Below are 26,059 nucleotides of genomic sequence, written 5' to 3'. Positions count from 1 at the left end.
TTTTTCAGCTGGATCAGGGTTTTTTCCCTGTTTAACTTTCCATCGTTAGTCTGATTTGGTGGCTGATGATGTCTGCCATTCGATGCATCGCAGTTTGCCTCTCTTCTCCTGAATCAATGGAAAGCCATGTGGCTTCAGGAAGCTTCTTAAACCAGGTCAATTGTCGTTTGGCATATCGTCGACTGTTTCGCTTAATCATTTCTACGGCTTCTTCATACCCAATTTCACCTTCAAAATAACGAATTATTTCTTTATAGCCGACACCCAGTAAGGCAGGTGATTTGGCTGAAAAGCCATTATCCAGCAAATGACGCACTTCCTTTTCAAGCCCCTGTTTCAACATCATATCCACCCGGTGATTAATTCGTTGATAAAGAGCCTGCCGATCTTCATTGATAACAAAGGTCAGATATCGATACGTCTCATTTCGGTTGAGTTCACTTGAAAAATCATTGATGCCCTCATTCGATTCCATTACTATTTCGAGCGCCCGAACCACTCTTTTGACATTGTGTGGATGAATGCGTTGAGCTGCTGTAGGGTCAAGTGTTTGCAGCCGTTGATGAAGTACGTGACTGCCTTTCTGTGCAGCTACAGCTTCCAACTGTTGACGAATCTTTGACGCACCGTTCACCCTGGAAAAATCCATCTGATATAATAAAGAATGTAGATACAAGCCAGTACCCCCAACCACAATTGGAACAGCACCCAGCTGATGAATTTCATCAATTTTTCGCAATGCAATCTGCTGAAAGTCAGCTACTGTAAAACGTTGATCAGGACTAACCAAATTAATCAAATGATGTGGAATACCCATTTGTTCTTCTTTACTTGACTTTGCCGTTCCAATATCCATGTGTTGATAGATTTGCATGGAATCGGCAGATATAATTTCTCCGCGGATGAGATGTGCCAATAGAATGCTGACATGTGTTTTGCCTACTGCTGTTGGGCCTGTAATAATTACAACCAAAGGTCGTTGTTCCGAAGTTGCCATAAATATGCGTCCTTTCACAATTGGAGGAAGTTCCCTTTGCTAACTGTCATCACTTTGTCAGAAGGCTTGTTATCATCTTCCATTATTCCAATGTATCTGTCTACTATTTCAATATCCACAAGTCATAAACACGTCTTAAGACCCATGTATCCATTCCTTAAACTCTCTTAAAGAGTTTTTCAAGATCGTATTCCCGCATTTTTAAAACGATTGGACGTCCGTGTGGACATGTAAGCGGAATCGGAAGACGAATCATCTGGTCTAAAAGTGCCGTCATTTCCATGCGGTTCAATGAATCGCGTGCTTTAATGGCAAGTCGGCAAGCATGTCTGATTAGTTTTTCCAGAGGTAGCGGCTGATGCTGCCAATCTTCTCTCATAAACTCATCAATCAGACTCTTCAAAAAGTTGGTCTCTGCCGGTAATCCCATTTGATATGGAACACCGGTAATTCGAATAGATTGGTGCCCAAATGATTCAAGAATGAAGCCCATCTGTTTAAACATACTGTTATGAGCCATAACCCAATCCATTTCTGAGATCGATAAATCAATGATGGGTCCTTCCATTAATTCTTGGATTGCCACACCCTGTTGACGGGCCTCGCTTAACAATGATTCATACATGATGCGTTCATGTGCGGCATGCTGATCAATTAAATAGAGATACTCACCCGACTCAAGCACAATATATGTCTTAAAAGCCTGCCCCAAAAGATGATATTGACGGTTTGTCAGCACTTCATCCAGAAATTGTTGTTGTGATTGTAGTGCGGGATTGATTGGTGACGTGGGAGGCAAGACATTTACATGTGATGCAGCATAATTCACTTCAGTTTGTCTGACTTCAAATTGAGAAGATGTCTCAACTTCTCTGTTTTCAGGCTTAAACGCACCATGTTGCTCTATTTGCGGCATTGAATCAGCTTTCATATTCAATGAATCATCATTTTTTTCCTGTTGAGATTCAGACAATGCCTTGTCTATTGTTTCAACCTTGTCAGACCTTCGCTGCAAACTATGCAAATGAATTTGTTCTCCTGAAAGAGATTTGCCGTATGCATGCGTATGGGCCAAGCCGTAGCTTCTGGATGGTTCTGAGTGAACCATGGTAGTTTGTGTTTGAAGTGCCTTCTTAACGTAATCGCTAAGTGACTCAACGATCCATTGTGGATACTGAAATTTAATGGCCACTTTTGACGGATGAACGTTAACATCCAATAGTTCTGGCGTAATGTCAATATAGAGTACACATAGAGGGAAACGATTTACCATCAAAGCACCTTCATAAGCGCGTTCAAGCCCCTGTGTCAGCACTTCACTGCGTACACTTCTGCCATTCACATAATAGAACTGATACTGCCGATTTCCTCTTGAGAAATGGGGTTGGCTCAGCAAGCCGCTGATTGTCAAACGATAGTTTTCAAGTGAGTATGTTGTCTGAGCTGTTTCGAACATATTTCGACCAATGTCTTCTGGAAATATCGACAAAACAGCAGGTGAAAGCGTATTTTCGCCTCGGGTAGTTAACGTAATGTTATTATTGTTAATGTATTGAAAAGCAATATCTGGTCTGCTCAGCGCTAATCGCGTGATCAACTCGGATATACGTGCTGATTCTGCACCATCGCTTTTCATGAACTTAAGGCGTGCTGGTGTTTGATAAAAAAGATCCCGGACGATGATCCGGGTTCCATCCGGGCAACCTATTTCTTCCAGTGACATCATCTGACCACTTTCAAAGATGGCCCTGTACCCGCTCACGCGAGATGGTTGCTTTGTGGTGATTTCCACTCTTGAAACTGCCGCTATGCTTGCCAGTGCTTCTCCTCTGAACCCCAGTGTATGCAAATGCTGCAGATCATCAATAGTGCGCAGTTTAGAAGTGGTATGTGACTTAAAGGCAATTTCAATTTCATCGCCCGGAATACCTGCCCCATTGTCGGTAACCGCAATGCTGCTTTTCCCTCCATGCTCTATTTCAACCTGAATAATCGTTGCTCCAGCATCAATGGCATTTTCCATTAATTCTTTAACCACGGAAAAAGGACCTTCAATTACTTCTCCCGCCGCGATTTGATTAATCATATGGGTATCCAACTGCCGAATGCTGTGTGTCACCTGAACGCACCTCCCACGTTGACTCAGATTATAATACGGATAACTTCAACATATATAGATACTACGGAATTCTGATTGAGTTATTCTTTTCATCTTGATCTGAAAAGGTACTTTCCAACAGATCCATCGATTCTTTTTGCAGTTCATACAGTTTATTAAGCGCTTCTAACGGTGTCATTGTCATCACATCCAGTTCCTGTATTGATCCAAAGTAATTCTTCAGTTTCTGGTAGTGAATTTGCAATTTTCGGGTATGCTGGGGGAGTGGATGAACCTGCGGAAGTATCTGGGAAGCCGGCGCTTTTGAGCTGATGCGTTGCTGTCTTTTCTCAAAGATGGAAATGGGAGGCTGTGAAGCATCAAACCGATTTTCCAGTACATGTAAAATGGCTTTCGCTTCTTCCAGAACCTCTTCCGGCAGACCCGCCAGCTTGGCAACTTGAATCCCATAGCTTTTATCGCTCGTTCCTACGATCACTTTGCGCAAAAAAATGACTTCATGAGACTTTTCTTTGACAGCCACCCGATAGTTCGCCACCCCGGCGAAGGTTTCTTCCAGTTCAGTTAGTTCATGGTAATGTGTGGAAAACAGTGTTTTGGCACCAATATTTTCGTGCAAGTAATCAATCACTGACCATGCGATACTCAAACCATCATAAGTACTGGTACCTCTTCCCACTTCATCAAGAATGATCAGACTTCGGTGCGTAGCTGATCGCAATATAGATGATACCTCACTCATTTCAACCATAAATGTACTTTGTCCCTGGGATAGATCATCACTGGCACCAATTCGGGTGAAAACTCTATCCACCACACCAATATGGGCAGTATCAGCAGGCACGTAGGATCCCATCTGAGCCATGAGAACAATCAGTGCCACCTGACGCATGTAAGTCGATTTGCCAGCCATATTGGGGCCTGTAATGAGGTGAATAAACTGTTGCTGTTGATTGATCGTGGTATCATTAGGAACAAACTGGTGATGCTGAAGGGTTTTTTCAACCACCGGATGACGTCCGTTTCGAATAGAAATGCCACTGTGATTCCCCACCTTCGGGCATTGATATCGGTTTTGAAAGGCCGTTTCTGCAAGCGCTGCTATGGCATCAATCGTGGAAATGGCTCGACCTGTTTTCTGAAGATCAGCAATATGAGTCTTAAGCACATCTCGAATTTCAGAAAATACCCTGGATTCAAGCAAAAAGGCTTTTTCTTCTGCGCCTAAAATCTTGGCCTCAAGATCCTTCAGCGGATCTGTAATATACCGTTCACAGTTGGCCAGTGTTTGCTTACGCTGGTAATGGTCTGGTATTAGTTGAACATTAGACTTGGTCACTTCAATATAGTAGCCAAATACTCGGTTAAATCCGGTTTTCAGGTTTTTAATGCCTGTTGCTTCCCGTTCATTTTTTTCATAGGTGGCTATCCATTGTTTCCCTTCTTTCGCAGCATTTCGCAATTCATCAATTTCCTGATGATAGCCTTCTTTAATAACACCACCGTCTTTGATTTGCAGCGGAGCCTCTTCATGGATCGATTTATCCAGCAAATCGATTAATATCTCTTTCGGATCCACAAGGCCCATCTGCTGGTCAATCAGTTGGCTGCCAGTGTTGCTGCCAAGGCGATTTTGAACTTCTTCAATGTTCATCAGCGTTTGTTTCAGTGCCAAAAGATCTCTTGGGTTGGCAGTTTGGAAGGATATTTTCCCGATGAGTCTTTCCAGATCATAGACTGATTGAAGCAACTTTCGGATGTCCTGGCGGATCAATGGATGATCCAGAAAGTAAGTGACCGCATCCAATCGTTGATTAATGGCAGTAGCATCAAGTAAGGGCTCTTCCACCCATCTCCTCAACATTCGTCCACCCATTGCTGTTTTGGTTTTGTCCAGCACCCATAGAAGTGTCCCTTTTCGCTGTTTATCCCGTAGCGTTTCTGTCAGTTCGAGATTTTGGCGGGTATGAAGATCTAATACCATGGTTTTCTGATGTTCTAAAAGCTGAATGTGAGTAAAATGCTCCAATGTTCGTTTCTGAGTGCTTTCAATATATTCATAAAGCACTGCCAACGTCTCCATGGCTGTATCAGATAACTGTTCTAAAACAGCTTTTGTCTCAGGCCGCTGAAATTGTCGATACAATCGCTCATAGGTTCTGTCAGATAGGGCCATTTCCCGGTAAGACCGGGCATCTGTTAGAAAAATTCCTGCTTCCTGACTCCATTTATGAAAGCGTTGCAACGGGGATGAGCCATCTTCATTGTTCAGAGTAGTATCATCAACGGCATCTGCCAATATTTCTCCCGGCCTGATACGACCCAGTTCGTTTAAGAGAGTTTCAACCGGACTTTCTTCCGGCTGAATCATGACAGACATTTCACCGGTGGAAAGATCAGCAAAGGCCAATGCCCATTTTAACCCTGTTAATGTAATGGCTGCAAGATAATGATTCTGTTTCTCATCAAGAAGACTGGAATCAGTCACCGTACCGGGCGTAATGACGCGAACGACTTCTCGGCGAACAATGCCTGTGGCCATGGCTGGATCCTCTGTCTGCTCGCAAATAGCCACTTTATAACCTTTTCGAATTAAACGATCGATGTAACCCTGTGCCGAATGGTGAGGAACACCGCACATGGGCGCCCGCTCCTCCTTTCCACAATTTCTCCCTGTAAGGGTGATTTCCAGTTCTCTTGAAGCTATCTGCGCATCCTCAAAAAAAAGCTCGTAAAAATCACCCAGTCGATAAAACAACAACGTATCCGGGTATGCTTCCTTTATTTGCTGATACTGTTGCATCATCGGTGTTAGTCCTGACAATATCACCACTCCTCAAGATACATGCCAATGGTTTTCGCATTGATTACACATCATCGTCTTCCAACGGGCATACGCCCAATAACGAAAAAGTCTTCGCATCAGTGATTGTTACAGGCACAATACGTCCAATCCATTCTTTTTTTCCTGCAAAATTAACCAGTTTATGAGTTTCTGTTCGTCCGGTAAGGCGATCAGGGTTATTTTTGCTGATTCCCTCCACCAATACAGAAAGTGTTTCACCCATAATCCGTTGATTATTCGCCAGTCCCATCTCATTAACCGCTGCAACCAATTGATTGAACCGTCGCATTTTATCTTCATCGGCCACCTGATTTTTCATTTCCGCTGCCGGTGTACCAGTTCTTACCGAGTACAGAAAGGTGAAGGCTGCATCATAACCCACTGCTTTTACAAGCGTTAAGGTATCTTCAAAATCTTCATCGGTTTCTCCTGGAAACCCCACAATTATGTCAGTCGTAATGGCGATACCGGGAATCTTTGATTTGAGTTTCTGAACTTTATCAAGATAAGTTTCACGGGTGTATTTTCGGTTCATTTCTTTCAGGATCCGATTGCTTCCCGCTTGCACCGGCAAATGAAGATGATTGCAGACCTTTTTTAAATTGGCCATGGCTTCCATCAGTTTTTCTGAGAAGTCCGCCGGATGTGAAGTCATGAATCTAATTCGCTGAATGCCGGGCACACCATGGATTAAATACAGCAAATCCGCAAAATCAACTTTCTCACCCAAAGTCTTCCCATAGGAGTTGACATTCTGACCGAGCAATGTTACCTCCACTGTCCCCTGGGCGGCCAGTTGATGAATTTCTTCCAATATCTTCTCTGGCTCTCTGCTACGTTCTCGTCCTCTGGTATAGGGCACTATACAATAAGAGCAAAAATTGTTACAACCATACATGATATTAACAAACGCTTTTGAAACATATTTGCGCTCCACCGGGAGATCTTCTGCTATCTCTTCTTCGTTGTCCCACACTTCCACCAGCAACCCTTCCATTGACTGGGCATTAACCAGCAACTCTGGAAATCGGTGTAGATTATGGGTGCCGAAAACTAAATCCACAAAAGGATAAGATTTTCTAATCTTTTCCACCACATGATTTTGCTGCATCATGCAGCCACAGATGGCCAGAATCAGATCAGGGTTCTTTTCTTTTAAATGCTTCATTTCTCCCAAATTTCCATATACCTTCAGTTCTGCATTCTCACGAACGCAGCAGGTGTTAAGAATGATTAAGTCTGCCTGATCAAGCCTGTCGGCTTCCAAATAGTTCATTTGCGCTAACATGGCAGCTAATTTTTCAGAATCATGCTCATTCATCTGACACCCATAGGTCTTAATATGAAAACACTTTTCATTCATTATCACATTGGACACCATCCTTCAAATATCTTTTATCATTGTACCCTATTTCACTCTTAATCGGAAGTCCTCTTCATTCTGAGGCCTGCATCGAATTCTTTACATATAACCCTGAGAAATACCCGATGTTGCTTGCACACAATTCATATATACTTCGCGTAATATTCAGATGGAGTTCACATTGATGCTGTAAGATCGTGGCATCGGCAGTACAACATCAGAAATATTCGATATCTTCAAGGTAATGCAGCTCAGATTTTCTTTATATTCAGCATTTTTTCAAGTATACTTAAATGGTTAACAGGTGTCATTCATAGAACTCAATCGCTTTAACTGACACTAAACACGAATGTAACGGAGGTGATGAAAATGGCAAATCTCTTAATTGTGGATGATGAAGAAAAAATCAGGGCACTCATCAAAAAATATGCGCTTTACGAAGGACACCATGTCACAGAGGCCCCCAATGGTATGGCAGCCATTGAATTATGCCGCACCCAATTATTTGATATCATTATTATGGATATCATGATGCCTGAACTTGATGGTTTTTCTTCGGTAAAGGAAATTCGAAAATTCCAGGATATTCCCGTGCTGATGCTCTCAGCTCGCGGGGAAGAATATGATAAAATTCATGGTTTTGAATTGGGTATTGATGATTATGTGGTGAAGCCATTTTCTCCTAAAGAACTGATGATGAGGCTCGAAGCCATTATGAAACGTTTTCGGCATACAGGCACTACAGTTCATGAAGTATTTGAAAAGGATGGCTTTCACGCTGATTTTACTGCTCGTAAGATTCTGATTGACAGTCAACCTGTGGATCTTTCTCCCAAAGAATATGATCTGCTTTTTTATCTGATCAAAAATCGCACCATCGCGCTGACACGCGAACAAATCATCACAGAAGTTTGGGGGTACGCCTATGGTGGTGATGATCGCACGCTGGACACGCATATCAAATTACTGCGTAAATCATTGGGAGAATACGCTCAGTTTATTACAACCCTTCGAGGCGTTGGATATCGATTTGAAGGATAGCATTTCGACAGAATTGATTAGTTTACCTGTTAGTGAGGTGACAGGAAGAGATGAATAAAATCAGCATTAAATGGAAAATCTATTTATTTCTTTTAGGGTTTTGTGCCCTCCTATTGTTGATCCTTTGGTTGTTTCAGGTCATATTTCTAGACTCCTTCTATAAAAAAATCAAAATCAGTGAAGTTAAAAGTGCCGCAGCCACCATTGTTCGCCAAATAGACGATGATAATCTGCAGGAAGTCGTTGAAGCATTTGCTGAGAATAATGATCTCTGTATTGAGGTGCTAAGCGAAAGTGGAACACAACTCTATTCCGCTCACGCTTCGAGAAATTGCATGATTCACAGCATGCCGGTTCATGAAAAAATAAACTTGGTTGTCAAAACGCTTGAGAGTGGTGGTGAACTGTTGGAATATTTAAACCCTGATTCCAATAGATTGCCGCGGCCCAGCGCTCCTCTCACCACGGGAAGTGTTGACACTACGTCTGATACATTTCGCCGTATTCCACCCATTGACAGGAATCCCAACCAATCGATTATTTATTCAAAAATAATTACAGATGAACATGGAAAAATCGTAGTTGTGTTGATTAATTCGATGATTATACCAGTAAATGCCACTACACAAACATTAAGAGTGCAATTGTCTTATATAACTATTCTTATGGTTTTATTCTCAATCTTCATGGCTTTTTTTATTGCAAAACGTGTTTCTACCCCTATTGAAAAACTCAATGAGAGTGCCAAGACCTTGGCTAAAGGAAACTATGAAACCATTTTTTCAGGCACTGGCTACCGCGAAATCAACGAGCTTTCCGATACGCTTAACCAAACTGCCAAAGAATTATCCCAAGTAGAAAAACTTCGTCAGGATTTAATTGCAAATATCTCACACGATCTGCGAACACCTCTGACTTTAATCAGCGGCTACGCTGAGGCAATGCGGGATTTGCCTGGAGAAATGAAATCAGAAAATGCCCAGATCATCCTGGATGAAACCAACCGATTGAGCACCATGGTTAATGACCTGTTGGATATTTCCAAGCTTCAATCTGGTATGCATCAGGTCTCTCCCGCCATCTACGATTTAACTGAACAGTTACAGAAAACTATCCACCGATTAAATGAGCTTTTAAAAAATGATGGATATGAAATCAGTTTTAACCACGATCATCATGTTTTGATTAATGCAGATGAAAGTAAAATCGCCCAAGCATTCTATAATTTACTGATCAATGCCGTCAACTACACCGGCGATGACAAAAAAGTGGTTGTTACTCAGCGTATTACAGATGACTCTGTGACAATAGAAGTGATGAACACCGGCGCAGGAATTGAAGCGGAAATGCTCCCCTATATTTGGGATCGCTATTTCAAAATTGATGAAAATCACCGTAGAGGAGTCACGGGGACGGGTTTGGGTTTGTCTATTGTGAAATCCATCGTCGAACTTCATCAGGGCCAGTATGGCGTGATTTCACATCCTGATGAAAATACCATTTTCTGGTTTTCGTTGCCTCACCACTTTATCAATGTCTGATGAAAGAGCCTCTTTCACAAGTAATTAATTCCACAGTTCAAATGCAATAACCGTTGAGATCAAGCAAGTCTCTCGAGATAACAAGAGGCTTGCTTTTGTTATTGAATAGGATTATGAACTTTGTTGTGAAAAAGTTGCTATTTTTCAGCACGCGATCTGGTAGACAACTTGGCTGATATCATCATTTTCACTTAACATTCGAACCTTCTTCAGACAATCTTCACTTATACCTTCTATACTGGCATTAACCGAAGTACCATATGAAGCGCCTCTCAGACATCTATTCGTTCATATGTCTTGCTTCGGCAAATATTTGGCTTATATTAGTCAATAAATCCGAAAGGCGGAGTGACAATGACGCATCATGAAAAAAGCAATTCCAGTTTTTCTGGCAAAATGTATCACTTGGTCATATTGATCATGGTATTCACATTGACATTGGTCGGCATAGCCGGTTGTAATGTGGCAAGCTCACAAACACCCGAACCCATCCTCACAAACCAGATGTCCGATGAATTTCTCCGGTTCACGGGAGTCATTAGCGACGTTGCCGGCATTGAATCCACCTTTACGTCAGATGATTTTTCCTTCGACTGGCAGCAACAGGTGTATACATCGTTAAAACTGGATGGAGACACCATCATTTCCTATGGCGAAGGCGTTTCCATCAGTGGATCAATTGCCACTATCACAGCATCGGGGATTTATGAAGTGAGTGGCACATTGGCAGATGGCAGTATTGAAGTGAACATTGATAAATCTCAGGATAAAAATCCGGTCATTCTTGTATTGAATGGAGTTGATATTACCAGTAAAACCAGTGCACCCATTCATGTAAAATCTGCTGCCAAAGTGATTCTGCTTCTGGAAGCAGCAACAGAAAATCGTCTGGCTGACACGGCTCACATGCTGCCCGATGAAAACAATGAACCGCGTGCCACCATTTTCAGTAAAGATGATCTTTCTATCACTGGTGATGGCACTCTTACCATCACCGCCAACTACAATGATGCTATCAATGGCCGTGATGACGTGTATATCACTGGTGGTAGTCTGATCATTGATTCTGTGGCAGATGGTATTGTTGGAAAAGACAGTGTTCAGATTGCCGGCGGTTCCTTAACTATCACTGCCGAAAAAGATGGTATTCGTTCAACCAATGATACAGACAGTTCTAAAGGAAACATTATCATTTATGATGGTCAATTTTCCATTGATGCCTCTGCAGATACTATACAAGCTGAAAACACCCTCTATATTGCTGATGGTAGTTATCATCTCATTTCTGGCGGCGGGTATCCAGGTCATAGCACTACTACAGGAAATGAAACAGGCCGATTTGGAATGCGTCCCGAAGGTTTAAGAAATGGCGCCCCCTTCCTTTCAACTGATGCGCCTTTGGAAAACAGCGATAATGATGAGACTGACAGCAGCACCATCAGCCAAAAGGGCTTGAAAGCAGGTGCCAATCTGATTATTGATGGTGGTTATATTGATATCTCCTCTTATGATGATGCGGTCCACAGCGATGGCCACTTGTCGATCAATGATGGTACTTTGCTTATTGAAACTGGTGATGATGCGATCCATTCCGATGATACATTGGTTATAAACGGCGGAGAAATTACCATCACTAATGCTTACGAGGGTATCGAAAGTGCCTCAATAACAATAAATGGGGGTTCTATCTATATTAATGCCGATGATGATGGTATCAATGTCAATGAATCAGGCGGTATATTCATTTTAAACGGTGGTGATATCCATGTAATCGGACGAGGTGATGGTATCGACTCAAATGGTGACATTCGAATGCTTGGCGGTAGTCTTCGTGTGGATGGTCTCTCAATGGGCATGGAAGGCGCTATCGATTATGACGGCGTGTTTGAAATTGGCGGTGGTGATCTGGTTGCACTGGGAAGTGCCACACTGTCGAGACTGTCAGAAAGTGATTTGACTCAACCGATGATTTATATGCAGTTCAGTGTTGCTCAGCCAGCCGGTACATTGATCAGTCTTCAGGATTCACAGGGAAACGAAATATTGTCACACACGTCATCCATGGATGCTGCATATGCGCTTTTTTCGTCGCCCGAACTGACTATGGGAAGTAAATATGCTGTTATTAGTGATGGCTTACTATTAGTAAGTGTAACACTTGAAAATACCGTCACCTATCTTTCGGAATCAGGTGTCACCGATGCTCCTCAAAACATGATGCCTGGTGGTGGGCGTCAAAGAGGCGGATCTCCAATGGTACCGCAGGGACCTGCTGATTCAACAGAAAGCTTCAACGAACAGCTTCAGAATATGCCACAAGGTTTTAATGGAGAAATTCCAGTACCTCCAGAAGGTTTTGGCGGAGAACGTCCGCCAAGGCAGGGAATCATTGATGAACAACCGCCTGCTCAGCCATAAGGATGCGAGGCCATAATCAAAATGCTGACTCATTGTTTTTGAGTCAGCATTTTGATGTTCTTTATCTTGTTTTATTACGGAAGTTTATTCAGCGCCATTTCAAATTCTGCCATGATATCATTAAAATCTTCAAGTCCACTGGACAGTCTCAGTGTACCTTTCGAAATACCTGCCTGCTTCAGTTCTTGATCATCGAGAGCTCTATGAGACGTTTTCGCCGGATATGAAAGTGTCGTGGATACACCTGCGAGGCTTGGAACAAGTCTGATGTTCTCCAAATCGCGAATGAGTTGATAAGCGGCTGCTTCTCCACCAATCAGGTCAAAACTTAACATGCCACCAAATAACTCCTTCTGAAATAGTTTTTTCCCGATTTCATGGGTAGCCGATTTGGCAAGCCCCGGATAGTAAACCTTTTCAACTTTTGGATGTTTTTCCAGATAAGAAGCCATTTGCATGGCATTATGCGAATGTTGTCGAACTCTCAATTCCAGTGTTCTCAAACTTCTCACCAGCAGCCATGCATCAAAAGGGCTCATCATCGGACCATATAACGCGGCGATTCCTTCAATTTTCTCCATCTCTTCTCGTTTTTGAGTGACGACGATTCCCCCGGTAACATCACTATGTCCACAAATGTATTTAGTGGCACTATAAACCACGACATCAGCTCCAAGAGTTAACGGCCTGCAAACAACAGCTGTTGCAAATGTATTGTCCACAATGAGCTTGATACCGCTTTCCTTACATACTTCAACCATTTTATCAAGGTCCACAACATCCATCATTGGATTGGAAATTGTTTCAACATAAAGCAGGCGTGTATTCTGACGTACAGCCTCAGTAATTGATTCAATCGTTGGAGTCACAAAAGTGACGTCAATATTGAAGCGTTTCAGTTCGTTTTTTAATAATGAATAGGTGCCGCCATATAGAACATTGGCAGCAACAATGTGATCACCCGCCTCCACATGTGCTAGGATGGACAAAGTAATTGCCGCCATACCCGATGCATAGACGCCGCTAGCTTCGCCACCATCAATCTGTGACATGATTTCTTTCAGGGCATCATGTACGGGGTTTCCATTACGGGAATAGATGTAGCCAGGTGCATCCCCGGCATAAACCTGATCGAGCATTTCCACATCTTCAAAATCAAAAACAGAACTCATAGTGATTGGCAGTGATTTGGGTCTCGAGACAGAGTCTGGCAATTTGCTTCCCATGCGTGTCAGATAGGTCTGCATCCCTTTTTCCATTTCAGTCCTTCCTCTCATTTAGAGTATTTTCTTCTTATTTAACATAGATTTCTCCGTCTGATGTGCAAGTCTTCTCATCCGTTAAAACCATTATAGGTGATTATGCCATACGGTTCAAATAAAAAGCCGCTCCCGAAGGAGCAGCACTTTTAACGCTGATTTAATGTAACATAGTCACTAATTGGAGAAACGCTTTTATACGCAGGACGCATTATTTTATTATCGCTGATGATCTGTTCAATGCGATGTGCACACCACCCTGCTATTCGGGCAGTTGCAAAAAGTGGCGTATACAACTCTTCGGGAATACCCAGCAGTTCATATACAAATCCAGAATAGAGGTCGACATTGGCGCAAATGGTAAAATCTGGCCCCTTCATTTCGCAAAGAATTTCCTTTGTGATGGTTTCAATGTGAAAGTAGAGATTAAACATTTCTTCTGCATTTTTTTCTCTGGCTAGTTCATGTGCTTTCTCCCGCAATAATTCTGCACGGGGATCTGTTATGGTGTACACAGCATGACCCATACCATATATGAGCCCTTCTCCATTGTATGCTTCTTTTTTCAGTATTTTTACCAGATAATCCTTGAGAGCCTCTCTTTTGTGCCAGTTGTGACAGTTTTGTTTAATATCATCGACCATGGATTTCACTTGCTTATTTGCACCACCGTGTTTTGGTCCTTTTAGAGACCCAACAGCTGTTGAAATAGCTGAGTAAGTATCGGTACCACTAGACGAAACCACTCTGTTTGCAAAAGCAGAATTATTACCGCCACCATGCTCTGCATGAATCACCAAACAGAGATCCAAAATTTCTGCCTCATTTTTTGTATACTGATTATCTTTTCGAATCATATGAAGTATGTTTTCAGCTGTTCCAATACCAGATACTGGAGCATGAATATAAAGACTCTTGCCATCAAAATAATGTGCTTTTGCCTGGTAACCATACGAAATAACTGTGGGAAACCGGGCAATCAGTTCGATACTTTGCTTGAGAACGTTAGCAACACCTATATCATCTGGATTTTCATCATAAGAATAGAAAGCCAGCACACTCCGTTGAAGCTTGTTCATGATATCTTTGCTGGGAGCCTTCAAAATCATATTCTCAGTAAAATCACGGGGCAGTGATCTGCTTGTGTCCAATAATTCCTGAAAGCCTTCCAACGCTGTCATATCCGGCAATTCGCCAAACAGAATCAAATATGCCACTTCTTCAAAACCATGGCGTCCCTCTTCCTGACATCGTCTCATCAAGTCTGTCATGTCAATGCCTCGATAATACAGTTTTCCCGTCGTTGGGACTTTTCGTTCCTCATTCATGAGGTAACCGTGAACATCAGCGATTTGAGTCAACCCAACAAGAACGCCTGTTCCATTACTGTTACGCAATCCTCGCTTCACTTCGTACTGTTCATAATAAGATGGATGAATCACATTGTTAGTTGCAGCTTTTTCAGTTAATGTTGCAAAGGAAGCAGATTCACGAAAGCTCTTAACATTCCTCTTTATTAAGTTTGCCGCCAGCGTGTCGGCAGAAACATTGATTCTTTTTGCTGTTGTTGCAGATGTAGTTGCTAGATCATAAGGCATCAATAACAACCCCCGTTAATTTTTTTGTTGTTCCTTTTCCGCCAAGATCAGGTGTCAATTCTATGCCTGCTTTCAATACCCGATAAACTGCTGTGCGAACTCTTGATGCTGCAGTTGTTTCTCCCAAATAATCCAGCATCATAGCTGCACTTAATGTCAGAGCTATGGGGTTAGCAATTCCCTTACCGGCAATATCTGGTGCACTTCCGTGAACGGCTTCAAAAATGGCACAATCTTTCCCAATATTTGCACTGGGAATGAGACCCAGTCCACCTACCAAACCAGCAGCTAAATCAGAAAGAATATCTCCATAAAGGTTTTCTGTAACAACTACATCAAATTTTTCCGGATACATGACCAGCTGCATGCACATATTATCTACGATAACTTCAGAATACTCTATATCAGGATAGTCAGCGGCCACATTCCGGCTAGCTTCCAAAAAGAGTCCGTCTGCCATTTTCATGATATTTGCTTTATGTACGGCACATACTTTCTGACGTTTTTTCCGTTTTGAATATTCGAATGCTGCGCGGACAATATTCTCTGAAGCTTGACGTGTGATTACCTTGATACCATGGACTTCATCCTCTGATACCCGTACCTCTCGACCCGCATATAAATCTTCAGTGTTTTCTCGGAAAATAACCAAATCAACCTCTGAATATTTTCCAATCTCCGGGTAACTGGTCACCGGTCTCATATTAGCGTACAATTCATATTTTTGCCTTAAAAGTACATTAATGCTTTTAAAGCCGCCTCCAATTGGTGTGGTGATTGGCCCTTTCAAAACCACACGATGTGCTTCAATGGCATCAAATACAGACTGCGGGATCAATTCACCTGTTTTATCAAGAACTGCAGTTCCTGCCTCTACCACCAGCCAGTCGATTTCAACGCCTGTTGCACCAACAATTTTACGAGTTGCTTCAGCTACCTCAGGACCGATGCCGTCACCTGGAATTAAAACAACCTTATACATTGTATTCTCCTCTCCTTGCTCCCCATTTATTTGCCAACAATAAATTTACAGATAACTACATATCCATAAAATGCAATTATGATTATCTTAACATTCTTTTTTCGGATATTTTAATCAAATTATATGCAAGTTCCATTTCTTTGTCAATCATTAAATTGCATTTATTGAATAATATTTTGCGTTTTATGCAATTTATCTATCTCATCCTTGCATTTCCTTCAATGGCACCTTAAGTAAAACCCGCTCTTAAATCATTTTTTGAATAATAAAAACCAGTTCCACAAAGGAACCGGCTTTTATTTAACTGCGGTATGTGTGCTGTTTCATTGCGCTTTTCCATGAATGGCTCATCTCTGATTTGAATTCTATACTGATCTATGATATACTGCGTGCATATAAAATTCTAAAGGTGATGGAGTTCACCCGAAAAGCTGCTCTGCAGATGATGACTCCTGTAAATGCCGTCAAATTATTTCACCGGCATTTACAGGAGTTTTTTGCATCGAAATCCACTTAATCTATCTTACTTTGAAGGAGTGTCGTTCAATGGCATTAAGCATCGCACTGATCACTTTACTTGGTTTACTGTTTCATAAAGTGTTTCAAAAATTTAAACTGCCTGGTCTATTGGGGTTGCTGTTGTTGGGGATCATATTAGGACCTTACGGATTTAATCTGATTGATTCGACAACCTTAGCCATTTCCGGAGATCTAAGAAAGATAGCACTTATCATTATTCTGCTGAGGGCAGGTCTGGGTATCAGTCGCGACAATTTAAATGAGGTTGGCTCCGAAGCTCTCAAAATGAGTGTGCTTCCCTGTATGCTGGAAGGAATCGTGATCACATTGCTTGCCATGCACTGGCTGGCATTTCCTTTTCTGGAAGCTGGTATGCTGGGATTTATAGTTGCAGCAGTCTCACCAGCGGTCATTGTGCCAGCTATGCTTGCACTGATGAACCATCAGAAAAAAATTAATCAACGGATTCCCACACTGATTCTGGCAGGTGCTTCTCTTGATGACGTCATTGCAATAACGGTACTTTCCTCTTTCATTAGCATATTCAGCGGTCAGTCCTTTCATTTGATTTGGCAAATAGCCTCTGTCCCACTGTCAATCATTAACGGTTTAATCGTTGGCGGTCTTGTAGCCACAATGCTTTTGTGGCTTTTTAATGCATATGATATCAGACATACAAAAAAAGTACTCTTGTTAGTCGGGGCTGGTATTTTAATGACAGCTGCTGAAGATGCATTCAATGAGAGGCTTCCCATGGCCGCTCTATTAGGTGTGATGTTCACTGGCTTTCTCATACTCGAAAGAAAACCACAGGTTGCAAAAGCTCTTTCAGACAAACTATCAAAGGTGTGGATATTTGCAGAAATACTGCTCTTTGTCATGGTGGGTGCAGCCGTTAACTTTTCGCTTGCACTCGAAGCAGGTTGGTGGGGGGTACTTATAATTCTCTGCGGATTGACCGCCCGAAGTCTGGGTGTATTCCTTTCAGTGTCTCGAGAAGGTTACTCCTGGAAAGAAATAGGGTTTTGCATTATCGCTTATCTGCCGAAGGCAACGGTGCAGGCAGCAACGGGCGCATTACCGCTTGCAGCAGGGGCAATCCATGGAGATACAATTCTTGCGTTGGCAGTGTTGTCCATCATTATTACAGCTCCCCTGGGAGCCTTTGGAATTCAGTGGGGCAGCCGAAATCTTTTGTAGTTCTGCACCTATTCCAATTATCATTCAACTACCATTGTTATGATCCATATTGCCAACATGCATTTGATGATCCAATAAATCAGTATACAGATATTGCGGGGCTCTAACCGGTTCTCTGCGTTTTAAAATGATATTAATACTTTCACTTGCAGCCAACAAAGCTGCCATACCAACTCCAATGCTGCAAGTGGGTACTGGCCTGTGCCCATCAACAACTTCTTTCAACATGTCTTTCGTCATTGCTCTTTCAGCATATGAAGGGATTACAGGCATAACCCTTTCAGAAGTAATGGAACCGGATGTCAAGTTGTCCAGATCTTGATCAGGGTTAAGCCCATTATATTCTTCCAATGTTATTCCTTGGGGATCAAAGCTTGAAACCAACGCACCAAAACCAATAGCTCCAGCAAATAGATAATAAATGCCTTTTGATCTGGCGGCTCTTTGTAAAAAAATAGATTCTTTCCATGCACCATAATCCATTTCATCAATCACCAGATCACACCCTTCAACGAAAGATACCGCTGAAGCGACATCGGTAATACCATTTTGATCGCTATGAATACTGGCATCAGGGTTTATTTCACAAAGGATTTTCTGGATGACTGCTGCTTTGTTGTCGTTCATCGTATGACATGTCGCTCCATACTGCCTATTAATATTGCTGGGTTCAAAACTTCCGGGATCACAAATTTTTATGCAACCTACACCTAAACGAATAAAACGTTCTGCAAGTAGTCCGCCCACACCGCCAGCTCCTGCAATTCCGATGGTTATTTGCTGTAAACGTTTCTGTTCGTTTTCTGTGAATATCCCAATATTGCGATTAAAGTAATGCTGATAATCTGCCAACATGTACATACGCCCCCTCGGAATGATATTCTCTCTTAAACCTGAAGATCATGCAACAATTTCACCTTCTCATGCCGCTATCATTTCACTCTTATTCAACGACTCTCATCTTCTGTTTTCTTCGGCAAAAAAAAAGAAATTCCTGCCAGATATCAGCGAATTTCTTTTTTAATTTGCTAACAATGAAGACAAAGAGTAAATTGTCGATTATCAACGGTTCGCTTTGATGGTAGAAAGACTGGCGACCTCACCCGAAATAATACCGGAACGATGTTCAACAGGTCGAGCTGCCTGATAAACGTCATTGATTTGCGCCAGTAATTCATTGCGTTCTATTTCCATTTCAATTAAAGTCATACGCATTTCTTCAAGTCTTATTCGCCTTTGTTGCAATTGCACTTCACGCTGGTAAAGATGATGGAATACAATGCTGCATGGTACAGTAAGTATCGTTATCAGTACCAATATACGGGCAATTTGCTGAAGGTGCCGCTGTTTACTTTGATGCCTTTTTCGCATGAAGGTTCATCCTTTCCACTGGTTCAAGTGAACTCTCGCACATATATTGATTTCGATGATAAGACTGACATTTTTCGCTTAATGTGAAATTAAAGATTGTTTTCTCGTTATTCATCTAATAACACCATTATATGTTCACGTTGTGTGAATGTCAACCGTTTCACTTCTCTTTTTGTGAAATTTGTTGATTGTTTTGCAAAATGTGATATTCTGTAATGGGAGGGATCAACATGTATGTATTGGGTAAACGGCTAAAGCAACTTCGAGAGCAACATCGAATGAATCAATCTGATATTCGCAAACTCTTAAACCTTTCCAGCAGTTCCACTATTTCTCAGTACGAAAGTGGCGAAAGAGTTCCAAGCATTGATAACCTGAAGCGTTTAGCAGCGTTTTTCGAAGTAAGCGTTGACTATCTTATCGGACTAAACAATGACTTAGGGCCAGAAAACAACGCCGGAACCGTCCCCTTAATTGGCAGCATTCGGGCAGGAACTCCGCTGCTGGCAGAGGAGAACTGGGAAGATGCTTTGAATCTGGCAGAATATGGAGCCGATTTCGCACTGACGGTTATTGGCGACTCGATGAGCTGGGCAGGTATCTATGAAGGTGATATAGCTTTATTAGTAAGTCAGCAAATTGCCCGACACGGAGATATTGTGGCAGCAGGCGTTGAAAATGATTATTGGGCAGCAACTCTGAAATTTTTTATTCAAAACGGAAGAGAAACATTATTGCGGCCTGCAAACCCTCTCTATCCAGATATACCATATACTTCAGAATATCGGATCATTGGAAAGTTGGTAAAAGTGATTAAACAGCCACCGTCACTTCACGATTATCAGGCAATGCTGTCACACAAATATATGTTGGATGAAAGTTGGTCGAAAGCAATCGAAAAAGCCACCCAACATAACTTGGATGGCGAAAGCGTCCTTCAAATGATCGAGTTATTTAGACAAATTAATCGACAATAGCATCCAGCAGATATCGTCAGAACAGGTGATACCTTTATTATTGCACACTCTCAATTCCCAAACGTCCAACACCTATTTTGATATCAATTCTTTGAGTAGGCTCCTCGGGATCATATCCAGCTGAAAACAATTCATCTTCGCGACGCACCCAATAACGATCATCCATTACTGTTTGTGTAAGTACATTATCGGTGCGAATGATTGCATTGGCATTTCGGGGAATACGTAGCAGTATATGACTGGCACCAGTATTTATTTTTACATCAGTATCCATTTGAGGTTGTCCAAAAACCAACGTGGCTTCACCAGCTCCCATGGAAAAATCAAGAGAACGATAAGTTATATCCTTTAGATCCATGTGTGCTGTAGCAGCGCCCACTTTAAAGGTTAGATCCCAAAGAATTTGATTGTTTAGAGCCAGGAGACCATCCGCCATGTGATATTTGCTGTTTTTCCACGAAACATTCTTCGAACTTATCTCAACGACCATCTGCCCGTTTCTGTCATGTTCGATGCGTTTTTCCAACCGGCCTGGAAATCCAGTTACCTGAAGCAGAGCTTGGTCAGTGGCCACTAATTCAAAATTTAGTGCACCAGTGTTCAAATTAAGAGCAACCTCATCAATATTTTTTTCAACCGGCAGGAAAATTTCGTCACTTATCTGCACAGGATGTTTCCAAAATGGTTGTGCAGGTGTTGTTAATCCAATACCAATGAGTAATGCAAAGAAAAGAGTCCATGTAAGCGCTGGGACAAAGTTTGAACGATGAAAGATAGTATTGATGCCAATAATGACAAGAATAAGCGGCCAAAATCGCCATAGACTCCCAAACGTCCACCAATGGAGGTATCCCAGATTACGCAGAAGTAAAAGGCTTCCCAATCCAATGAAAATGATTCCTGGTGTAAATTTACGGCGATTCATGATGCTCACTTCCTTTTATTGACGAGCATGACAACACCAATAAGAATCAAGATAGCCGGCCATAAGTAGCTAAAATCAATCCAGTACCATCTGAAAAAGTTTCGACTGAAGAACATCACTCCGATGAGGATCAGAATGGCGCCAACTGTCATATTGTTTCGTTCACGATCATTTGAATGTCGATGGTTATCCCGGGGAGATTGCTTCCTTGAATCGGCGAACGGCTCACTCTCGCCTAACTTCTCATGACCTTCATATGTGTTTTCATCATCAACTTCATAAACATCTGCAGTTTCTGTCTGATTGTTGGACGACTGATATTGTTGCTGCCGGGTTTCGAAATAATCAAACGGTTCTTCAGGCATAATAATGGCAGCAATAATATATGCTAATATGCCGGTTCCCCCTGCAAATGTAAAGACAATCCAGATTAGCCTTACCAGCGTGGGATCAATCTCAAAATAGTTGGCAATACCGGCACACACACCCGCCAGCTTTTTATCAGTTCTTGATCTGTAAAATCGTTTCTCCATTTGGTATGGTTCCCCTTTCATATGATATGCATTCAATTATAACTACGACAATCTTCATCTTTTGTTTTCTACACAAGAAACAAACCTTCCGTCACATATCATACGAAAGGTTTGTTGTTATAAATAATACTATTTTTGATTGTGGCGCACCATATACATGATGGCAATGTCATCATCAATTTGATTCTTATCTACTTTTCCAAATGAAGCCATCAGTTGTTCCATAAAAAGTTCAGGATCGTTCAGCGCCCGATTATCCAATAGTTTGGCGTGATGAAACACACTCAGATAGCTCTTGCTTTTTTCTGGATTTCTAGGATTCTCGAAAAGACCATCTGTGTACGTTAGAATTGCCTCACCTGGCTGCCATAGGCATTCTTGATTGATGTACGTGGCATCATCGAAAAGCCCTATCAAGTATCCATTCACTTCAAGCATCTGCCAGTCTTCTGTGTTCTTGCGAATCAACACAGGGTATGGGTGACCAGCATTGGAATATCGTATGGTATCCCCCGCAATGCACCCGACAAAAACAGAAAAGCATAGGTTGGCACTGTCAGACATTAAATGATAGAAAGTTAAATTGATTTCCTGCAATACGGATGCCGGATCATCATTTGCCTGAATTGCATGATTGAAAACCACTTTTAGCATGGATGCAACTAAAGAAGCAGCAACGCCATGTCCAGTAATATCGGCGATCATAAACCAGTCTTTATCAGGAGTTTCAACATAATCAAAGAGATCGCCACCCAGTTCATCGCAGGCCAGATACTTTTGATATACCTTTACCCGTTGATGCTCATCTTTTGAACGAATTAAAGATCGTTGCAACATACTTGCAATTTTTAACTCATTTTTCATTCGGTGGTTAATTTCTTTTAATTTTTTTCGTTGTTCGTAAAATTTCAGAGCATTGTTTGCCTTAAGAGGGATAATGACTTTCATTTGCTCGGGTGTGATGGGTTTCGTGAAATAATCCATGGCTCCCAGCTCAAGGGTTTTCTTAATGCTCTCCATATCTGTCACCGCTGAATTAACAATAACGGGAATATCTTGATGGCGCTGATCTTTTTTCATCTCTGCCAGCACTTCGTATCCATCTTTTCCTGGCATCATTAAATCCAGAATCACAAGATCAATTTCCTGTTTGTCAAGACTTTCCAAAGCTTGAAACCCGTCCTCTGCATCTACGAAGCGAATATCAGCAATGGTGTCGCTCAATACCTTTTTCATCAATTTACGATTCACAAGCATGTCGTCCACAATCAGTATATTGTACATAGACAGGCTCCTCACATTTCGAGGCCAATGTTCACCTCAATTTTCCCTGCATCAGTTTCTAATTCTATTGCCAGCGTTTCCACTGGGCTGATGATCATGAATATGTCCTTTCCATAAATAATTGAAGGGGGACTGGGCATCACTTCATTAACTGCTTCCAAACTTGAGAGCGATCCAATGGCTGTGCCTGTAATCATGTTGGCAAACTCAGACATGGCACTACGTGCCATACCATCCAATTGCTCGACCGGCATCCCCATCATCATGGAAGAGATGATATTTTTGGCTGTTGCTTCAGAAAATGCATAGCTCACATTACCTTTCACATCACCCACCAGCCCGACAATGGAAATAATATCTTTGTCGACACTCATGGTTTCCTTCTTTTTGATAGTGCCTCTGGTCACATTTTGAATTCCAAATTGTTGCAATATACTTTTGACAGAATCTAAAAATGGGGTAATATACTGGACATCCATTATGCTACTCCCCCTTTTTCGAAAGCTACATTAATGCGCATATTGCCGTGCCTGCTGGTGCAGTGAATGGTAGCAGACTGGATTTTTGGTATGGAAATGATCATTTCTTTCCCAATAAAAACGGCCGGTGAAGCCAAACGCAGATTATAAGACTGCTCATTATTCAAAAAAGTGAGGGCGTCACCACCGATGATGTTGCTCAATTCTCCCATCATTCCCATGAATGTTGAATCTTTCATATCATCATACGTTTCACCCATTACCTGTTGAACAATTTCTTTTGCCAGAGATGGTTCCAAGTCAAGAAGCAAGCGTCCTTTCAAAACTCCTGCAAAAGTAACCAGTGCAGATACACCATAGGACGCAATATCATCTTGCTGTTCCTGGAACGAATCACTTTCTTGAATCTGCACTGAAGCCATCTGGTTGATCATATTCTTTGCACTCTCTAAAAAAGGACTCGTCAGTTGCGGGTTCATGGCCTTCCCTCCTAAACAATTTTAGCAATGGCACTCACAATTTTGTAATCATCAAAAGGCTTTTTCAGAAAAATATCAACACCAATTGAATGCGCTTCTTCCTTGATGGCATCGTCACCCATTGCACTCAGCATGATGATTTTGGCAGAAGGGTCTTTTTCTTTTATAAACCGCGCGGCATCAATACCTTCCATCACTGGCATTGTAATATCCATGAAAACCAGATCCGGCTTAAGCTCTGCGTATAGGTCAACGCCTTCCTTGCCATTTTTGGCATCTCCGCACACCTCGTATCCATTGCGTTCAAGGACTTTACGCAACAGATTATGAATAATAGGCGAATCATCAACAATCAGTACTCGTTTCATTTTATCCCTCCATAATCTGTAATGTATTGATCGTTTGGTGACTATCGTATACGAAACACTTTTAGTATAAAGGATAAATCGCTGCTAATAAAGCGTTTCTGTATGAATTGCGATTGTTTTTTGTGAACAATGAAATGATTTTCTCCCACGATGGTAAATGGTGGTGTTATTTCAAAGTAGTAATCCGTTTCTCTTAGGATTGCTTTCGAGCGGCCGGCGATGAGATTCATCATTTCAGCCACACCATCATACAGATCTTCATTTTCAAGTTCATAATAGGGTATCCCTGTCATATAGGATACCAGTATCAGGGCCGTTTGCCGAGTCATGGTAATAGAAGCCATTCCACTGTTTTTTCCCACTAGAAACATGGCCCCAGATATTTCACAAGGTTGCGGCACCCCATCAAGCCCACAACATCCCTGTCCTTCATAACTCAAGTCCTCTTCCATCTCAAAGCCGGTCATTGTAAGCATTACGTCACTCACAGCCATTGAAAAAGCTTCTTGATAACGATGGTCCTGATCACTCATGCAATTCACCTCTTCCCAGGCATTCCATGATTTTTTTAATTAGTTCTTCCATGGTAAATGGTTTAACGACATAATGAACTGCACCAGCTTTAATAGCCTTCACGATATTCTCTTTCTCACTCTCTGTTGTAACCATCATTACCGGAATGTAACTATACAACTTGTTAGACTTAATTTTTTCCAAGAGTTCAAGACCGTTCATGCCGGGCATATTCCAGTCCAGCAAGATTAGTCCTATTTCTTCAACATTTTTTTCCAGCACTTCCATGCCTTCAAGACCATCGGAGGCTTCCAGCAGATCATAACCAAGAACTTCTACAGCACCCCGGATTATTTTTCGGACAATTGCGGAATCATCAACAGACAATATTTTCATGATTGTCACTCCTTTGCTTGGTAATAAACACCTTTTTCGTGCTGTCGGGGTTCGAAATAGGCTTTATAGTCAGGGAAGATTTCCGAATTTCCAATAAAGAGAACACCTTTTGATTTCAATGCCTGTGCCAGCTTTTCTGTCATTTCACGTTTGAATTGCTGCGAAAAGTAAATCATCACATAACGACAAAATATAACATCGAATTTTCCCAATCCAATAAAAGAGTTTTGTAGATTGAATTGTTGAAATTTGACGTGTTGTTTAAACTCATTTTTAACAATCCATACCCTGCCTTCATTATTGAAATATGTATCCTTATATTTTGGATCAAGTCCCCGCATAATTGAAATCGGATCATAACGGCCCGCTCGGGCAATCTCAAGAATAGGTCCGGAAATATCTGTTCCAATCACTTCAAAATCATTCAAACTAACATCTTTAATTGAATAGCGTTTGAGATATTGGTCTATTGAAATTACCGTTGAGTAGGCTTCCTGTCCAGAAGAGGCAGCAGCACTCCATATACGGATACGTCGACCAGTTTTTCTGATTTCATCAATGTACACTGGCATTAGTATCAATTCGAGAACCTGCCAAGGTGTTTTATCCCGAAACCAAAGAGTCTCATTTGTCGTGATGGCATCGATAACCCGTTCTGAAAGTTTTGGGTCTTTTTTCTGAGCCAGCATCGAGTATAGTTCTTCAAATGTGTTCAAATTAGCTTCTACCAGCAATTTTGTCAAACGGCTCTCTATGAGGTAGGCTTTCTCATTGCCAATTGCAATACCACATTGTTCTTCGATGTATTTTTGAAACTGTAAAAATGCTTTTGTCGATAACCCACTGCCCATC

The 26,059-nt window shown here is 41.7% G+C and carries 23 protein-coding genes and 1 riboswitch; of the genes, 5 read left to right on the top strand and 18 right to left on the bottom strand.

Features of this window, described 5'->3' with window-relative positions; translation table 11 throughout:
- Nucleotides 1-31 precede the first annotated feature (31 nt).
- From miaA to miaB, 4 genes are all read right to left on the bottom strand, one after another.
- A complete protein-coding gene (gene miaA, locus QOL74_RS05780) occupies nucleotides 32-997 on the bottom strand; it encodes a tRNA (adenosine(37)-N6)-dimethylallyltransferase MiaA (protein WP_283408495.1) in 966 nt (321 codons plus the stop codon).
- 157 nt (nucleotides 998-1,154) lie between these two features.
- Nucleotides 1,155-3,116 (bottom strand): DNA mismatch repair endonuclease MutL, encoded by a 1,962-nt coding sequence (gene mutL, locus QOL74_RS05775; RefSeq protein ID WP_283408494.1) that lies wholly within the window; start codon nucleotides 3,114-3,116, stop codon nucleotides 1,155-1,157.
- 61 nt (nucleotides 3,117-3,177) lie between these two features.
- Nucleotides 3,178-5,940 (bottom strand): DNA mismatch repair protein MutS, encoded by a 2,763-nt coding sequence (gene mutS / locus QOL74_RS05770; RefSeq protein WP_283408493.1) that lies wholly within the window; start codon nucleotides 5,938-5,940, stop codon nucleotides 3,178-3,180.
- Nucleotides 5,941-5,983: 43 nt separating this feature from the next.
- Entirely contained in the window at nucleotides 5,984-7,327 is a 1,344-nt protein-coding gene (gene miaB / locus QOL74_RS05765; protein WP_283408668.1) for a tRNA (N6-isopentenyl adenosine(37)-C2)-methylthiotransferase MiaB, read from the bottom strand.
- Between the two features lie 366 nt (nucleotides 7,328-7,693).
- On the opposite strand from miaB, the gene QOL74_RS05760 reads away from it, so the two are divergent.
- The 3 genes from QOL74_RS05760 to QOL74_RS05750 all read left to right on the top strand — a co-directional run bounded on the left by QOL74_RS05760 (nucleotide 7,694) and on the right by QOL74_RS05750 (nucleotide 12,324).
- Nucleotides 7,694-8,365 (top strand): response regulator transcription factor, encoded by a 672-nt coding sequence (locus QOL74_RS05760; RefSeq protein WP_283408492.1) that lies wholly within the window; start codon nucleotides 7,694-7,696, stop codon nucleotides 8,363-8,365.
- Nucleotides 8,366-8,415: 50 nt separating this feature from the next.
- On the top strand, nucleotides 8,416-9,906 hold the full coding sequence (locus tag QOL74_RS05755) for a sensor histidine kinase (protein WP_283408491.1): 1,491 nt from the start codon (nucleotides 8,416-8,418) through the stop codon (nucleotides 9,904-9,906).
- A 354-nt stretch (nucleotides 9,907-10,260) separates the two neighbouring features.
- Nucleotides 10,261-12,324, top strand: coding sequence for a carbohydrate-binding domain-containing protein (locus QOL74_RS05750; RefSeq protein WP_283408490.1), 2,064 nt, complete (start codon nucleotides 10,261-10,263; stop codon nucleotides 12,322-12,324).
- 74 nt (nucleotides 12,325-12,398) lie between these two features.
- On the opposite strand, the gene QOL74_RS05745 is transcribed toward QOL74_RS05750, so the two are convergent.
- The 3 genes from QOL74_RS05745 to QOL74_RS05735 form a co-directional block, all read right to left on the bottom strand.
- The gene (locus QOL74_RS05745) at nucleotides 12,399-13,583 is read right to left on the bottom strand and encodes a trans-sulfuration enzyme family protein (protein WP_283408489.1); all 1,185 of its coding nucleotides are present in this window, start codon (nucleotides 13,581-13,583) and stop codon (nucleotides 12,399-12,401) included.
- A 149-nt stretch (nucleotides 13,584-13,732) separates the two neighbouring features.
- The gene (locus tag QOL74_RS05740; RefSeq protein WP_283408488.1) at nucleotides 13,733-15,181 is read right to left on the bottom strand and encodes a citrate/2-methylcitrate synthase; all 1,449 of its coding nucleotides are present in this window, start codon (nucleotides 15,179-15,181) and stop codon (nucleotides 13,733-13,735) included.
- Entirely contained in the window at nucleotides 15,171-16,163 is a 993-nt protein-coding gene (locus tag QOL74_RS05735) for an isocitrate/isopropylmalate dehydrogenase family protein (protein WP_283408487.1), read from the bottom strand. Before QOL74_RS05735 ends, QOL74_RS05740 begins: the two co-directional genes overlap by 11 nt.
- 399 nt (nucleotides 16,164-16,562) lie before the next feature.
- Nucleotides 16,563-16,625: riboswitch (Fluoride riboswitch) on the top strand.
- Between the two features lie 84 nt (nucleotides 16,626-16,709).
- Here QOL74_RS05735 and QOL74_RS05730 point away from each other — a divergent pair.
- Entirely contained in the window at nucleotides 16,710-17,882 is a 1,173-nt protein-coding gene (locus tag QOL74_RS05730; RefSeq protein ID WP_283408486.1) for a cation:proton antiporter domain-containing protein, read from the top strand.
- A gap of 24 nt (nucleotides 17,883-17,906) precedes the next feature.
- Here the strand turns inward: QOL74_RS05730 and QOL74_RS05725 are convergent, their stop codons facing one another.
- Nucleotides 17,907-18,737 (bottom strand): ThiF family adenylyltransferase, encoded by an 831-nt coding sequence (locus tag QOL74_RS05725; RefSeq protein WP_283408485.1) that lies wholly within the window; start codon nucleotides 18,735-18,737, stop codon nucleotides 17,907-17,909.
- 207 nt (nucleotides 18,738-18,944) lie between these two features.
- Nucleotides 18,945-19,253, bottom strand: a complete 309-nt coding sequence (locus QOL74_RS05720; RefSeq protein WP_283408484.1) for a hypothetical protein — start codon at nucleotides 19,251-19,253, stop codon at nucleotides 18,945-18,947.
- Between the two features lie 230 nt (nucleotides 19,254-19,483).
- Between QOL74_RS05720 and QOL74_RS05715 the strand changes: the two genes are divergently transcribed.
- A complete protein-coding gene (locus tag QOL74_RS05715) occupies nucleotides 19,484-20,230 on the top strand; it encodes a LexA family protein (protein WP_283408483.1) in 747 nt (248 codons plus the stop codon).
- A gap of 37 nt (nucleotides 20,231-20,267) precedes the next feature.
- Here the strand turns inward: QOL74_RS05715 and QOL74_RS05710 are convergent, their stop codons facing one another.
- The 9 genes from QOL74_RS05710 to QOL74_RS05670 form a co-directional block, all read right to left on the bottom strand.
- The gene (locus QOL74_RS05710; RefSeq protein ID WP_283408482.1) at nucleotides 20,268-21,155 is read right to left on the bottom strand and encodes a toast rack family protein; all 888 of its coding nucleotides are present in this window, start codon (nucleotides 21,153-21,155) and stop codon (nucleotides 20,268-20,270) included.
- Nucleotides 21,156-21,160: 5 nt separating this feature from the next.
- The gene (locus QOL74_RS05705) at nucleotides 21,161-21,688 is read right to left on the bottom strand and encodes a PspC domain-containing protein (RefSeq protein WP_283408481.1); all 528 of its coding nucleotides are present in this window, start codon (nucleotides 21,686-21,688) and stop codon (nucleotides 21,161-21,163) included.
- A 129-nt stretch (nucleotides 21,689-21,817) separates the two neighbouring features.
- Nucleotides 21,818-22,972, bottom strand: a complete 1,155-nt coding sequence (locus tag QOL74_RS05700; protein ID WP_283408480.1) for a PP2C family protein-serine/threonine phosphatase — start codon at nucleotides 22,970-22,972, stop codon at nucleotides 21,818-21,820.
- Nucleotides 22,973-22,983: 11 nt separating this feature from the next.
- Nucleotides 22,984-23,451, bottom strand: coding sequence for a chemotaxis protein CheX (locus QOL74_RS05695; RefSeq protein WP_283408479.1), 468 nt, complete (start codon nucleotides 23,449-23,451; stop codon nucleotides 22,984-22,986).
- Nucleotides 23,451-23,930, bottom strand: coding sequence for a chemotaxis protein CheX (locus QOL74_RS05690; protein WP_283408478.1), 480 nt, complete (start codon nucleotides 23,928-23,930; stop codon nucleotides 23,451-23,453). Before QOL74_RS05690 ends, QOL74_RS05695 begins: the two co-directional genes overlap by 1 nt.
- Nucleotides 23,931-23,941: 11 nt before the next feature.
- The gene (locus QOL74_RS05685; RefSeq protein ID WP_283408477.1) at nucleotides 23,942-24,298 is read right to left on the bottom strand and encodes a response regulator; all 357 of its coding nucleotides are present in this window, start codon (nucleotides 24,296-24,298) and stop codon (nucleotides 23,942-23,944) included.
- 41 nt (nucleotides 24,299-24,339) lie between these two features.
- Nucleotides 24,340-24,831 (bottom strand): chemotaxis protein CheX, encoded by a 492-nt coding sequence (locus tag QOL74_RS05680; protein ID WP_283408476.1) that lies wholly within the window; start codon nucleotides 24,829-24,831, stop codon nucleotides 24,340-24,342.
- Nucleotides 24,824-25,207: a response regulator gene (locus tag QOL74_RS05675; RefSeq protein ID WP_283408475.1), complete on the bottom strand. Its 384-nt coding sequence runs from the start codon at nucleotides 25,205-25,207 to the stop codon at nucleotides 24,824-24,826. Before QOL74_RS05675 ends, QOL74_RS05680 begins: the two co-directional genes overlap by 8 nt.
- 5 nt (nucleotides 25,208-25,212) lie before the next feature.
- On the bottom strand, nucleotides 25,213-26,058 hold the full coding sequence (locus QOL74_RS05670) for a CheR family methyltransferase (RefSeq protein ID WP_283408474.1): 846 nt from the start codon (nucleotides 26,056-26,058) through the stop codon (nucleotides 25,213-25,215).
- Nucleotide 26,059 lies beyond the last annotated feature (1 nt).

It is taken from the genome of Anoxynatronum buryatiense, assembly GCF_900182905.1.
Taxonomy (GTDB): domain Bacteria; phylum Bacillota; class Clostridia; order Peptostreptococcales; family Tindalliaceae; genus Anoxynatronum; species Anoxynatronum buryatiense.
The sequence above is the reverse complement of the archived record's forward strand: the minus strand, read 5'-3'. Positions and strand labels throughout refer to the sequence as shown.